A 12,789-nucleotide genomic window follows, 5' to 3' on the forward strand; every position below is an offset into this window, starting at 1 on the left:
CTTCTGCCTCCTGGTGTGGGTGGGCGTTCCCGGGCGGCGTCGGCCGGGTGGGCGGTGGGGGTCCGGGCGGGCGCCGGACGGGTGGCGTGTGGCGCGTGCGTGGACGGCAGGGCCCGGTCCCGGGCGCCCCGGAGTCAGGGCTCGGGTTCCAGGCGCACGGCGCTGACCTTGAACTCGGGCATGCGGCTGGTGGGGTCCAGGGCCGGGTTGGTGAGGTTGTTCGCGGCCTGGGCGCCGGCGAAGTGGAAGGGCAGGAACACCGTGTCCAGGCGGGCGGTGGGGGTCAGGCGCACCCGGGCGCGGGTGTGGCCGCGCCGGGAGGTGACACGGGCCCAGGCCCCGGCGGTCAGCCCGGCACGGGCGGCGGTGTCGGGGTGCACCTCCACGTACACCTCCGGTTCGGCCAGACCCAGTTCGGGGACGCGGCGGGTCTGGGCGCCGGACTGGTAGTGGCCCATGAGGCGACCGGTGGTGGCGATCAGCGGGTAGTCGGAGTCGGTGGCCTCGGCCGGGGGGCGGTGGGCGACCGCGACGAAGCGGGCGCGCCCGTCGGGGTGGGCGAAGGCGTCGAGGAACAGGCGGGGCGTGGGGGCGCTGTCCGCGCGCACCGGCCAGTACAGGGCCTCGCCGGAGTCGAGCCGTTCGGGGGTGACCCCGGAGTAGTCGGCGGAGCCACCGGCGGAGGCGCGGCCCAGTTCGGCCAGGACGGTGTCGGGGTCGGTGGGGAAGCGTCCGGCGGGCTGTCCCAGACGCACGGCCAGGTCGGAGAGCACCTGGAGGTCGGTGCGCACCCCCTCGGGCGGTGCGGCGGCCCGGTTGCGTCGTAGGACGCGTCCTTCCAGGTTGGTCATGGTCCCCGACTCCTCCGCCCACTGGGCGACGGGCAGGACCACGTCGGAGACCGCGGCGGTCTCCGACAGGACAAAGTCGGCGGTGACCAGCAGGTCCAGGGAGGCCAGCCGGGAGAGCACCCGGGCGCTGTCGGGGGCCGAGACCGCCGGGTTGGAGCCGAACAGCAGCATGGCGCGCGGCCCGTCGGCGGAGCCCAGCGCGTCCAGGAGTTCGAAGGCGGAGCGGCCCGGACCGGGCAGCGTGTCGGGGTCCACGCCCCAGACCCCGGCGACGTGGGCGCGGGCGGCGGGGTCGTCGATGCGGCGGTACCCGGGGAGCTGGTCGGCCTTCTGGCCGTGTTCGCGTCCGCCCTGGCCGTTGCCCTGGCCGGTGATGCACCCGTAGCCGGACCCGGTGCGGCCGGGCAGGCCCAGGGCGAGGGAGAGGTTGATCCACGCGGAGACGGTGTCGGTGCCCTTGGCGTGCTGTTCGGTGCCGCGCCCGGTCAGGACGTAGGCGGAGCGGTTGCGGGCGGCGGCGCCGAGCACGTCGGCCGCCGCGCGCAGACGCGTGGCGGGCACCCCGGTGACCTGCTCGGTGCGCTCGGGCCACCAGGCGGCGGCGTGCTCCCAGGCGGCCTCGAATCCGGTGGTGCGGGTGGCGACGAACTCCTCGTCCACCCACCCCTGGACGCGCACCGCGTGGAGCAGCCCCAGGGCCAGGGCCAGGTCGGTGCCGGGCCGGGGCGCCAGGTGCAGGCCGCCGTTGTCGAGGGCGACCTGGGCGGTGGCCGAGCGGCGGGGGTCGATGACGAGGAGGGCGGGCGCGGACAGGTGCCCCATCATCGGCGGCATGGTCTCGGCCGGGTTGGCCCCGGCCAGCAGGACCGCCTCGGCCTCGCCGACGTCGGCGAGGGGGAAGGGCATCCCCCGGTCCAGGCCGAAGGCCCGCATGCCCCCTGCGGCGGCAGAGGACATGCAGAACCGGCCGTTGTAGTCGATCTGGGAGGTTCCCAGGGCCAGGCGCGCGAACTTGCCCAGGGTGTAGGACTTCTCGTTGGTGAGTCCGCCGCTGCCGAACACCGACACGGTGTCGGGTCCGGACTCGGCGGCCAGGGCCAGCAGGCGTTCGGCGACGTGGTCCAGGGCGGTGTCCCAGTCCACCTCCACCAGGTCCGAGTCACGGTCCTTGCGCATCAGGGGGCGGGTGAGGCGGTCGGGGACGGTGAGGACCTCGGCGGAGGTCCACCCCTTGCGGCACAGTCCTCCACGGTTGGTGGGGAACGGGGCCGGGCGTGCGGCCAGGCGCCCGTCCGGACCGGGCTCCAGGCGCATGGCGCACTGGAGCGCGCAGTAGGGGCAGTGGGTGGTGGTCATCGCTGGACGGTCTCCGCTGCGGTGGCCGCCGGTGCGGCGGCGCGGGCGGGCTTGCGCAGGTAGACGGCCCAGGTGACCAGCGCGCACAGCAGGTAGAAGACGCCGAAGGCCATGAAGGCGGGTGCGGTCGACCCGGTGGCGGCGAACGACTCGCGGAAGGTGACGTTGATGGCGACACCGCCCAGGGCGCCGACGGCGCCGATCAGGCCGAGCATGGAGGAGGAGACGCGCTTGGTCCGTGCCAGGGCCTCCTCGCGGGGCTCGCCCGCGGCGATGGCGTCCTCCGCCTTGGCGGCGTAGATGGACGGGATCATCTTGTAGGTGGAGCCGTTGCCCAGGCCGGTGAGGACGAACATCACCGCGAACGCGCCGATGAACAGGCCCAGCTGCGAGGCCTGGACGGCCAGGACGAGCACGGCGGCGCAGGCGGCCATGGCGGCGAACACCCACAGGGTGACGCGGGCGCCTCCCAGGGAGTCTGCCATGCGTCCGCCGACCGGGCGGATGAGGGAGCCGATGACGGGGCCCAGGACGGCGATCCCGGCCGACTGGACGGGGGCCAGGCCGAACTGCGACTGGAGCAGGAGGCCGAAGGCGAACCCGGTGCCGATGAACGATCCGAAGGTGCCGATGTAGAGCAGCGACATGATCCAGAAGTGGCGGTCGCGCGTGGCCGAGAGCTGCGCGGCGATGTCGCTGCGCACGTGGACCAGGTTGTTCATGGACCTCCACGCCCACCAGGCGGCGAGGAGGATCAGCGGCGCGTAGAAGAGCGGGACCAGCTCTCCCGCGGAGGTCGTGAACAGGGCGATGACGGCCAGGCCGACGAGCTGGACGGTGGCGACCCCGATGTTGCCGCCGCCCGCGTTCAGGCCCAGCGCCCACCCCTTCTCCCGTTCGGGGAAGTAGGAGTTGATGTTGGCCATGGAGGAGGAGAAGTTGCCTCCGCCCAGGCCGGCGGTCGCGGCCAGGACCAGCATCAGCCAGAAGGGGGTGCCGGGGTTCTGGACGAGGAAGAACGCCGCACCGGTGGGGACGATGAGCAGCAGGGTGGAGATGATCGTCCAGTTGCGTCCGCCGAAGATCGGCACGGCCAGGGTGTAGGGGACGCGCAGGATGGCGCCGACCAGGGTGACCGCCGACAGGAGCAGGAACTTCTGCTCGGGTGTGGTGGTGAAGCCGTGCTCCGGGATCATGAACAGGACGAGCACCGACCAGATGCTCCACACGGAGAATCCGATGTGCTCGGAGGCGATGGAGGCCCACAGGTTGCGGCGGGCCACGGGACGCCCCTCGCTGTTCCAGAAACCCTCGTCCTCGGGGTCCCAGCGGGAGATCCAGCTCTTACCGGTGCGCGGTGCGCGCTGGCCAGTCTCGGGGGTCACGACCGGGGCCTTCCTGTTCGGCGGATACTGACGGATTCGACGGGTGCTGACGAAACCCAAGGTAGGAAGCCCGCATTGCCTGGACGTGTCGGGCCGTAACACACGGGAAACAGTCGGCTCACCCGGGCGCCGTACGCGCGGTGAGGCCTGCGTCTTCGCAGGTGGGAGCGGAGCCCTCGGCTCCGGGATGTGGCGGGGCACACGCCGGGTTTCTAGAGCTTCCCGTCGTCCCCGGCCTCGTCCGGGTCGTCGCCGTCGTCCCTGTCCTCGTCCTCGGCGCTGTCGTCCTCGGTCCCGCCGCCGCCGAAGAACGAGCCGAGGGCGACTCCGACCGCCATGCCGACACCGAGGCCCAGAGCGAGGTTGTCCATGATCAGGCCGAAGGCGGCTCCGAGGGAGAGCCCGAGGGCGAGGCCCGTCCCGATGCTGTTGTTCTTCTTGCTCATACGTCCCTCGTGGTCGGTGGTGGCCCGGGCGTGACATGCACACACGCCCCGTGGTTCCCAAACGCCACAAAGGTAGCGTGGTCGGCGCTTCGTCCCGGCCGGAGGCCGAACGGAGGGCGGCTCGGGGCCGGGCGCGCGGCGGCCCGGAGGCCGAGGGGCGGCGTTCGGGCGGGGCGGAGGCCGCGGCCACGCGGAGCGGCGCAGGCCCGGATGTCAGCCGAGCGGCGCGGTGACGTGTTTGCGGGCGCTGTCGTAGATGATCTGGCTGCGGAAGCTCACCACCTCCCGGCGCTCGGTGAGCCGGTCGATGAGGAAGCTGTGCAGGGTGTCCAGCGAGGGCAGCGACACGTGTACGAGGAAGTCCTGTTCCCCCGCCACCACGTAGACCGCCAGCACCTCCGGCAGGGCGAACATCGCCGCCTTGAACCCCTCGATGACCTGGCGGCTGGGCGGGCGCAGCTGCACCGACACGAACGCCTCCACCCGCCGGTTGAGCGCGGCCGGGTCGATGTCGGCGTGGTAGCCGCGGATGACCCCGCGCTGGTGCAGCAGCCGGACCCGCTCCAGGCAGGTGGAGGGGGCCACACCGAGCTTCTGGGCGAGGGCGCGGTTGGTCTGCCGCGCATCCTGCTGGAGTTCGCGCACGATCGCCGAATCTAGTTCGTCCATGTCCTCCAGTCTAGAATCCGCAGCGAATAGTGTTCGGCCGTAAGCCCGAGTGCGCGTTCGTATGGATAGGTTCTTGAGCGCTGACACGACATATGAACGGGGTACTTCATGGCCATGTCCACCAAACTCGTCGTCATCCTGCGCGACGACCTCTCCCCCGCGCTCGCCGCCAACGCCGGCGTGGTGCTCGGACTCGCACTGGGAGGGCGGCTGGAGAACTCGCTGGCGGCCGACGGCAAGGACGCCGACGGCGGGGTGCACGCCGGGCTCAACCCCCACCCGGTCCCGACGCTGGTCGCCTCCGGCGAACGGCTGCGGGAGATCAAGGCCGAGGCCGACGAGCAGGGTCTGACCGTGGTGGGGTTCAACGAGGTGGCGCGACGCTCCCGCGACTACGACGCGTACCTGGACGCGCTCGCCGCCACCCCCGCCCGGGACATGGAGTACGCGGGTGTCGCGGTCCACGGTCCGCGCACCGCGCTCAACAGGCTCACCAGGAAACTGGAGCTCATGCGCTGAGACCGGTGCGTGCGCCCGTCGACGGGCGTACGCACCGGGACCGTCCGCCGTGTGAGGGGACACACGAGCGTTCGTGTGACACGGTGTCACTGTGAGATCCCTGGTGGAAGTCCTCGATCCCGCCACGGCCACGCTCGCCGACCTGGCCGCGTGGACGGCGGTCTACGCCGACGGGCAGGGCGAGGTGTCCGGCAGCGTGCTCGAGCCCGAGGACCTGGCCAGGCAGTTGCGCCGGACACCGGGCGGGGAGGCGTGGCGCTGGTCGGCCCGGTCGGCCCCGGAAGGTCCCGTTCAGGGCGTGGCCGAGCTGCGCAGACAACCGCACGACGCCAAGCTCGGTTTCCTGCGCCTCTTCGTCGCGAAACCGGCGCGGCGCAGGGGGTTGGGCCGGGCCCTGCGCGAGGCGGTGGTCGCCGAGGCCCGCTCCCGGGAGGTGGTGGGACTGCAGAGCACGGTGCTGGTGGGGCCTCCGGGGGAGCCCTTCGCGCACAGCAGCCCCTACCTGCGGACCCTGCTGCGCCTGGAACTCCAGAAGCAGTACCTGGACGAGGAGACCCTGCAGCGCTGCTGGAGCATCGCCTCCCGGCCGCGGCCCGGGTACCGGCTCACCCACTGGCTCGACACGGCCCCCGAGTCCCTGGCCGCGTCCTTCGGGCGGGTGATGGACCACGTGCTCGACGCGCCCGGGGCGGCCCTCCAGGCGGGCGCGCGCCGCTGGGGTGTGGCGCAGGTGCGCGAGTGGGAGCGCCGGATGGCCGACGACGGATCGCGTCTGGTGGTGGGGGCGGCGCTGGACCGCACCTCCGACGAGGTGGTCGCCGCGACGGTGAGCACGGTGATGCGCGGTCGTGTGGCGGACCAGCACGACACGGCGGTTCTGCCCGCGCACCGGCGGCGGGGCCTGGCCAGCCGGGTCAAGGCCACCCAGGCGCTGCGCGTACACGACCTGTTCCCCCACGTCGAGGCCATGGCGGTGACCATCAACCAGCAGAACGCCCCGATGCTCGCCGTGAACCGCTCCCTCGGCTACCAGCGGATCAACGAGCGCCTGCTGGTGGAGGAGTCCCTGATCCACGGGGCGTGAGTCGGCGGCCCGGGGCCGGTCCGCCTCGGTCGCGGTGGCACGCCGTGAGCGCCTCCAGTTCCTCCAGGGAGGCCACGCGTTCGACCTCCGCCTCGCTGAGCTGGTTGATCATGCGCCGGTAGGCGTGCGCCTGCTCGTTGGTGGGCAGGCCTCCCGCGTGGAGGAGGTGCAACCCCAGCTCCATGCCGCACACCGCCCGCGGCCGGACCCGGTGGGGGTGGCTCGCCACCGCCCAGGCCACCCGCACGGCGTGCTCGTTGCCCGGCGGCACTCCGGGGCGGTCGACCTCGCGCGCCGCGTAGCGGAACCCGTCGGCCCGGTCGCAGGGAAGGCAGCCGCGTCGGCCCGACCCCAGCCTCGCGCCACAGTCGCCGCAGGTCAGGCGGTTCAGGGCGGCGTCGACCACGCGCCACTCGAACTGGTCGGGTCCGTCGGCCACGAGCCGTGCCAGGTCCAGCTCCTGCGGGCTGCCCGGTTCGGCGCCCCAGACCGCGCACACCCGGGACCAGGCCCTGTCGACCTCGGCGCCGATCAGCTCCATGGTCTCGGCCAGTTCCCGGCTGCGCCACAGACGGCGTGTGCTCCCCATGCCGGCACGCTAACCCGGGGCCCGTCGGGGCGCGAGGGGATTTTCGGCCCGTCGCGGGGAACCGCGCGGCAGACTGGTGTCTCCTACCCACAGGGGAATCCCGTCCCTGTCACACGAAAGGCGGCACACAGTGGAGTTCGACCCGGCGGTGTTGGCGGACGAGGGGTCCAAGGTCCTCGTGCAGGAGATGACCCGGACCGGCTGGGAGCTGGTGAAGGGCGGTTTCGCCAGGGTGTTCGGCCGCGGCGAGGCCCAGGAGGGCACCCTCGCCGAACTGGAGGCCTCGCGCGAGGAGGTCCTGGAGGACGACGAGGAGCTGACCGAGAGCGTGAGGGGGATGTGGAAGGTGCGGCTGCGCCAGCGCCTGAAGAACGACCCCGAGGCGGTCGCGGAGCTGCACGCCCTCCTGGACGAGATCGCGCCCGAACGCGGTCGCGGCGGCGTCACCAACATCCACCACGGCGACATCCGCGACCACGCCGTCCTCATCCAGGCCGGGCGGATCGAGGGGGGCGTCAACCAGCACACCTACCGGGGCGACCACGTCGACACGCGCGGGGCCGGGCCTGGCGGCGACGTGATCGGAAGCCAGTACGACGACGGAACCCGCCGCCGGAAGGGCTGAGCACGCGGGTGGGGCGCCCCCGGTGCCGGGCTCCGAAGACCGGCACCGGGGGACGGACCCGGCGCCGCGCGGTGCACCGCGGACGGCGGCCCGGAGGTGCGGGCGGGCGTTCAGTCCTGCGGGCCAGGACCTCCGACGGCGTACAGGTACAGGAGCGCGTTCATCGAGGTGCCGCCGACCAGCTTGTGCTCCCGGACCAGTGCGGGAACACGGTCCAGGGCCACCCACTCGACGCGTTCCGCCTCCCAGGTGTCGGTGGGCTCCCCGATCCGCTCGGCGCCGTCGGCGACGAATACGTGGTGCTCGCTGTCCATCAGCCCGTTGGAGGGCTGGGTGCGCACCAGGGGACGCAGCGGTCCGGGCCGCCAGCCCGTCTCCTCCTCGACCTCGCGGGCCGCGGCGGCCTCGGGGCACTCCCCCTCGTGCAGGCCGCCCATGGGGATCTCGTAGGCCCAGGTGTCGGTGATGAACCGGTGCCGCCACAGCAGAAGCACGTTGCCGTGCCCGTCCCCCACCACGGCCCCCGCCCCGCCCGGAGTGCGGATCACCCGGTGGCCGAACCGGTGCCCGTCGGGCAGTTCGACGTCGGCGACGCGTACGTCGATCCAGGAGTCGGTGTAGAGGGGCTTCTCCGAGTGGACGGTCCAGCGCACGAACGTTCTCCCCTGGTGGACGAGGGTGGTGGCCGCCGGGCGGCGCCGCCGTCGGTGTACCCGTGCCGGGAGGCCGTCACCCGTCGCGTCCATGGCGTGGTCGCAGTGGGTGTGTGAGGAGGGGGTGGCGTCCGCGCTCCTGTGCGCCCGGGCAGTGGTCGGCGCGGCCTGCCCCCGCTGTGTCAGCTCTCGTCCGCCCCGCGGCGGTCGGCGTTGGCGGCGAAGGCGTCCCGCAGGTAGGCGCTGAGCCCCCGGCCGTACGCGTCGATGGTGGCGGTGAACCGCTCGTCGTCCGCGTACAGCCGCCCCAGTCCCCGGTGGGTGTCGGTGGCGCAGTCGTAGAACCAGCGGGTGATGTGGTCGCGGTGCCGCTCGGCCAGGTCCGTGGCGGTCCCGCTGTCGGCGGGGACCCCGTCGTGCATGGCGCGGGCCAGGGCCAGGTAGATCTCGGCGGCCTCGGCCTGGATGCGCTGCCAGTCGGCCCCGGTGTGGTCGCCGGCGCCGCGCCGGGACCGGTCGAACGCCTCGGGGTTGCAGTCCCCCCAGCGTGCGCGGGCCTCCTCGGTGTGCGCGTCGACGTCGAAGTCCCCGAAGAGTTCGAGGCGTTCCTCCGGGGTGAGATCGAGTTCCATGGTGTCGGCCTCCATCAGGCGTTCGAGCGCCTGCGCCATGGCGCGCAGGCGGGTGATGCGGTCGGTCACCAGTGTGTGCTGCCGGACCAGGTGGGCGCGGGTGTCGGCGGCGGGGTCGTCGAGGAGTTCGGCGATCCGTTCCAGTCCGAAGCCCAGTTCCCGGTAGGTGAGGATCTGCCGGAGCCGCTCCAGGTCCGCGTCCGCGTAGCTGCGGTAGCCTGACGCGGTGCGTTCGGCGGGGACGAGGAGCCCGATGCTGTCGTAGTGGTGCAGGGTGCGGACGGTCTGCCCGCTGATCCGGGCGACCTCACCGACGGTGTGGCCCATGGTGTTTCCTGTTCCATCGCTGGTGGTGACGTGTGCACGACGTTAGGGGCTCACGTCGCGTGAGGGTCAAGCCCTTTCCCCGGTGGGGCGGACCCGGACACACCGGACGTTTCTACTCGCCGGTAACATCGGGGTATGAGCCTTGACCACACCACCGAGGGCTTCCAGTTCGACCGGGACACCCGTGTCGAGAAGCGGAGCGACGGCGAGTTCACCGCCACCCTCACCGACGGGTGGACCACCTTCACCTCGCACCCCAACGGCGGCTACGTCCTGGGCACGGCGCTCAACGCGCTGGGCCAGGGGCTGACACAGCCCGACCCCCTCGCCGTCTCCGCGTTCTTCCTGCGCCCCGCCGCCCCCGGCGAGGCGACGGTCCGCACCGAGACCATCCGGGAGGGCCGCCGCACCGCCACCGGCCAGGTCGTCCTGGAACAGGGCGGCAAGGAGGTCCTGCGCGCCACGGCCACCTACGGCGACCTGGCCGCCGAGGGGCGCGTGCTGCACCTGGAGGGCCCGCCGCGGCTTCCCGCCCCGGACGAGTGCCTGGTCCCCGCCGAGTTCGACGCCCCCGAGGGGCTGACCATCGCCCACAGCGTCCAGTACCGCTACCCCGCGCGGCCCGGCTGGCTGGACGGGAAGAAGGACGGGCACCCGCACGTCGAGTTCTGGATGCGCTTCGCCGACGGCCGCGACGCCGACGTGCACTCACTGCCCGCCATGGTGGACTTCGCCGTTCCGGCGGTCCTGGAGATCGGTGAGTTCAGCACCATCACCGTCGAACTGAGCGTGCACGTGCGTGCCCGCCCCGCCCCCGGATGGCTGGCCTGCCGGGTGTTCACCAAGCACGTCTCCGGCGGCCTGCACGAGGAGGACATGGAGATCTGGGACTGTGAGGGCACCCTCGTCGCCCAGGCCCGCCAGCTCGCCATGCTCCTCTGAGGCGCCGGCCCTCGGGGCCGCCGCGCCGGCCACGGGTCGGGGGCCGATCTCGGGAGGGACACGGTGAGCCGGCAAGGGGCAACGCCGGTGTTCCCCGGTGACCAGGACGGGTGACCTGGTCGCGGTTCGGTGAACCGCTGCGGCCCTGTCCGGTCCCCGGCGCTGGTGAAGGCCACACGGTGCGCTGTTGCTACTCGCCGGTGACTCGTCCCGTCGCCGGATGTTCGGGGGAACGCCCCTTCCTCGACGGCGGGGCGGACGGGTGCTTCGCGGGAGCGAACTGTCCCGTGGCGACGAGGGCCACGACGAGCACGAGCGGCACGACCCACCCGCTCCAGCCGAGGATCGTCGCCTGCGTGGTGTCGACGTGCTCGCCCGCCGCGGCGAAGAGGAGGTAGGTCGCGCCCGCGCCGTTGAACGCGGCATGCGCGAGGGCTGCGGGCCACACCGATCCCGATCGGAGCCGCAGCCAGCCGAAGACCGTGCCGACCAGGATGCACATGCCGACCATCGCGGTCAGACCGAGCCAACCCGGTGCATCCGGGTAGTTGTACCCGAGGAGGATGAGCGGGGCGTGCCACAGGCCCCAGATCACGCCCGAGATCAGGAGAGCCGGGAGTGTGCCGAGCGGCATCAGCTTCGGGAGCAGCCACCCTCGCCAGCCGAGTTCCTCGCCCAGTGCCGGGACGAGGTTGATGAACGCAGCCAAGGGGAGTGTGGCGAGCTGGACGGCGATGAGCGCGCCGATCGGTATCGGGATGTCGGCCGCTCCCGCGGCGCCCGCCTGCTCGTCGATGACCTGCTGGAACGCGGAGAAGTTCGCGAAGTCGGCCGGATAGACCCCCAGCAGCGCGCCGACAGGGAGCGCCACCAGGACGAGCGCGATGGGCACGATGATCCCCAGCGCCCCGTAGCCGAGCAGTCTGCGCACCGGTCTCAGCGGCCACAGTCCGAGCGTCCACGCCTTCTGCTTCGGCCGCTCCACGAAGAACACGACGACGAGGGCGGCGATCGCGGGGGTCATCATCGTGGCGGTGGCCATGAGGGTGAACCAGGAGCTGGCGAGCCCGTCACCGAACCAGAGCGGGAGCGCGAGGAGCCAGGCGAGCGCGAACGCGAGGGCGGTGAACACGCCGACGGATCGCAGATCGCGGCCGCTCATGCGGGGTCCGCCTCGGGTCGTGGTCGTGTTCGTTCCGCTCGGGGATTCGAGGGTCACGACGCTTGCCTTTCGAGGATGTGCAGACCGGCGATGGTGCGGTCGTCGCGGAACGCGATCCGTGCCGTGTAGTCGCCTGCCTCCAGCGAGAGCGGCGTGTTCGTGATCGTCACGTCGCCGGCCCGGGTGACCTCCGGCTCTCCATGCCCCTCGAAGGCTCCCGCCAGGCCGACGATCTGCGCCCACGCTGCGGCGAGCGCGTCCTCGGACAGACCGTCGCGCATGGCCGGATCGAACCGCTCGGCGACTCGTGGCCATTGCCCGGCCACGAGATCTTCGATCACCGAGGCGGCCAGTTCTGCAGCGCCGGGTAGCGGCGTGGTGTTCATGGGTTCTCCCGTTCTTGGATCCATCGGTTTGCCATAGCGCTGAAACGCCGCCTGCCGGCTCACGCCGAGCGCATCGCCGACGACCTGCCACGTGGCGCCGTTCTGGCGCGCCTGCTGCACGACAGCACGCACGACGTCGTCGGCAGCCGCCTGCATGCTCACGGCGCGTTCGATCGAGCCGGCCCAGTCGTCGCTGCTCGTCAGGACGCGCGACGCGAGGAACGCCTCCATGTGCCCCTTCAAGGCCCGCAGCGCATCTGTCAACTTTTCTTGCACTTGTAAAGTATAGCTTTACACGCGGCGTGTGTGCCAGGAGGGTGCGCGCAACGGTGTGCGACACTGCCCGACCGGGTCCGCACGCCGGTGCTGATCCTGCACGGCGAGGAGGACACCAACGTGCCCGTGGGCCAAGCCGTCTACCTGCACAGGGCACTGCGCTGGTTCGGCGTCGAGAACGAGTTCGTGACCTACCCCGGCGAGGGGCACTCCATTTCCGGACGGGACAACCAGATCGACATGCTCCAGCGTGTCCGCACCTGGTTCGACCGGTGGGGCGCCCCCGGCGGGGATCACCGGAGCGACGCGTCCAACAGGCGGATCAGTTCCCCGACCCGCCCGCCACCGGCCGGGGCGACCGGGTAGCGGCTCAGGACGTCGACCACGACGGGAGCCGCGAGGTCACGCGACCGCGCGACGCGGTCGGCTGCGACGGCGGGATCGTCCCCCGCGAAGAGTTCGAACGCCCGCGCGGCATGGGCGGCCGACCCGAGGATGTGCTTGACCTGCGTGGCCTTCGGCAGGGGATGGAGGAACGCCGCACCGCACGCGTTGGCGGCAGCCCGTGCGGCGTCGCTCGCCGCGGCCTGCCCCGCGTCACGGGTCTCCTGGGCCGCCCGGTGCGCCGCCCACGCGTTGTCGCGCAGCAGCCTGGTCCGCTCGGCTCCGTCCGCGAACGCCTGCGCGGCGTCGATCGCGGCCCGTGGCCGCCGGTCGTCGGGGCGTTCGCGTTCGAAGATCTCCAGTGCCGGCCGCGCGCACGCCACCGCGTAGCCGGTGATCTCGCGGAGTTCGCTCCGGGGCAGTCCGATCGTCGCGGGGTCGTCCGCCATGGCGTCACTTTTCTGTCGGGGGCGGGGTCCCTTCCAACGTATCTCTGAACCCCT

At 72.3% G+C, this 12,789-nt stretch carries 15 protein-coding genes; 5 read left to right on the forward strand and 10 right to left on the reverse strand.

Annotated elements, in window-relative coordinates:
• Window positions 1–134: 134 nt before the first annotated feature.
• The 4 genes from Q8791_RS06615 to Q8791_RS06630 form a co-directional block, all read right to left on the reverse strand.
• Window positions 135–2,207 (reverse strand): molybdopterin oxidoreductase family protein, encoded by a 2,073-nt coding sequence (locus Q8791_RS06615; RefSeq protein WP_330090695.1) that lies wholly within the window; start codon window positions 2,205–2,207, stop codon window positions 135–137.
• Entirely contained in the window at window positions 2,204–3,592 is a 1,389-nt protein-coding gene (locus Q8791_RS06620) for a nitrate/nitrite transporter (RefSeq protein ID WP_330090696.1), read from the reverse strand. The genes Q8791_RS06615 and Q8791_RS06620 overlap by 4 nt, the downstream gene beginning before the upstream one ends.
• A gap of 212 nt (window positions 3,593–3,804) precedes the next feature.
• Entirely contained in the window at window positions 3,805–4,038 is a 234-nt protein-coding gene (locus tag Q8791_RS06625) for a hypothetical protein (protein ID WP_330090697.1), read from the reverse strand.
• 213 nt (window positions 4,039–4,251) lie between these two features.
• The gene (locus tag Q8791_RS06630; protein ID WP_330090698.1) at window positions 4,252–4,707 is read right to left on the reverse strand and encodes an Lrp/AsnC family transcriptional regulator; all 456 of its coding nucleotides are present in this window, start codon (window positions 4,705–4,707) and stop codon (window positions 4,252–4,254) included.
• Between the two features lie 108 nt (window positions 4,708–4,815).
• Between Q8791_RS06630 and Q8791_RS06635 the strand changes: the two genes are divergently transcribed.
• Both Q8791_RS06635 and Q8791_RS06640 read left to right on the forward strand, forming a co-directional pair.
• Window positions 4,816–5,226 (forward strand): DUF2000 domain-containing protein, encoded by a 411-nt coding sequence (locus Q8791_RS06635; RefSeq protein WP_330090699.1) that lies wholly within the window; start codon window positions 4,816–4,818, stop codon window positions 5,224–5,226.
• 91 nt (window positions 5,227–5,317) lie between these two features.
• On the forward strand, window positions 5,318–6,310 hold the full coding sequence (locus Q8791_RS06640; protein ID WP_330090700.1) for a GNAT family N-acetyltransferase: 993 nt from the start codon (window positions 5,318–5,320) through the stop codon (window positions 6,308–6,310).
• Here Q8791_RS06640 and Q8791_RS06645 read toward each other — a convergent pair.
• Complete coding sequence (locus Q8791_RS06645; protein WP_330090701.1) at window positions 6,264–6,899, reverse strand: hypothetical protein; 636 nt, start codon at window positions 6,897–6,899, stop codon at window positions 6,264–6,266. The two genes, Q8791_RS06640 and Q8791_RS06645, sit on opposite strands and share 47 nt — an antisense overlap.
• 130 nt (window positions 6,900–7,029) lie before the next feature.
• Between Q8791_RS06645 and Q8791_RS06650 the strand changes: the two genes are divergently transcribed.
• Window positions 7,030–7,524, forward strand: coding sequence for a hypothetical protein (locus Q8791_RS06650; RefSeq protein WP_330090702.1), 495 nt, complete (start codon window positions 7,030–7,032; stop codon window positions 7,522–7,524).
• Window positions 7,525–7,634: 110 nt separating this feature from the next.
• On the opposite strand, the gene Q8791_RS06655 is transcribed toward Q8791_RS06650, so the two are convergent.
• Window positions 7,635–8,177, reverse strand: a complete 543-nt coding sequence (locus tag Q8791_RS06655) for an NUDIX domain-containing protein (RefSeq protein WP_330090703.1) — start codon at window positions 8,175–8,177, stop codon at window positions 7,635–7,637.
• Window positions 8,178–8,359: 182 nt separating this feature from the next.
• A complete protein-coding gene (locus Q8791_RS06660) occupies window positions 8,360–9,136 on the reverse strand; it encodes a MerR family transcriptional regulator (RefSeq protein WP_330090704.1) in 777 nt (258 codons plus the stop codon).
• Window positions 9,137–9,271: 135 nt separating this feature from the next.
• On the opposite strand from Q8791_RS06660, the gene Q8791_RS06665 reads away from it, so the two are divergent.
• Window positions 9,272–10,078 carry a thioesterase family protein gene (locus Q8791_RS06665; RefSeq protein WP_330090705.1) on the forward strand — a complete coding sequence of 269 codons (807 nt, stop codon included), beginning with the start codon at window positions 9,272–9,274 and terminating at the stop codon, window positions 10,076–10,078.
• Between the two features lie 190 nt (window positions 10,079–10,268).
• On the opposite strand, the gene Q8791_RS06670 is transcribed toward Q8791_RS06665, so the two are convergent.
• Both Q8791_RS06670 and Q8791_RS06675 read right to left on the reverse strand, forming a co-directional pair.
• Window positions 10,269–11,240 carry a CPBP family intramembrane glutamic endopeptidase gene (locus Q8791_RS06670; RefSeq protein WP_330090706.1) on the reverse strand — a complete coding sequence of 324 codons (972 nt, stop codon included), beginning with the start codon at window positions 11,238–11,240 and terminating at the stop codon, window positions 10,269–10,271.
• 53 nt (window positions 11,241–11,293) lie between these two features.
• Entirely contained in the window at window positions 11,294–11,857 is a 564-nt protein-coding gene (locus Q8791_RS06675; RefSeq protein ID WP_330090924.1) for a DUF3887 domain-containing protein, read from the reverse strand.
• Between the two features lie 75 nt (window positions 11,858–11,932).
• On the opposite strand from Q8791_RS06675, the gene Q8791_RS06680 reads away from it, so the two are divergent.
• Window positions 11,933–12,268 (forward strand): alpha/beta hydrolase family protein, encoded by a 336-nt coding sequence (locus tag Q8791_RS06680; protein ID WP_330090707.1) that lies wholly within the window; start codon window positions 11,933–11,935, stop codon window positions 12,266–12,268.
• Here the strand turns inward: Q8791_RS06680 and Q8791_RS06685 are convergent.
• Window positions 12,196–12,735, reverse strand: a complete 540-nt coding sequence (locus Q8791_RS06685) for a putative immunity protein (protein WP_330090708.1) — start codon at window positions 12,733–12,735, stop codon at window positions 12,196–12,198. The genes Q8791_RS06680 and Q8791_RS06685 overlap by 73 nt on opposite strands.
• Between the last annotated feature and the right edge of the window lie 54 nt (window positions 12,736–12,789).

The sequence above is a fragment of the Nocardiopsis codii genome, from assembly GCF_036327455.1.
GTDB classification, from domain to species: domain Bacteria; phylum Actinomycetota; class Actinomycetes; order Streptosporangiales; family Streptosporangiaceae; genus Nocardiopsis; species Nocardiopsis codii.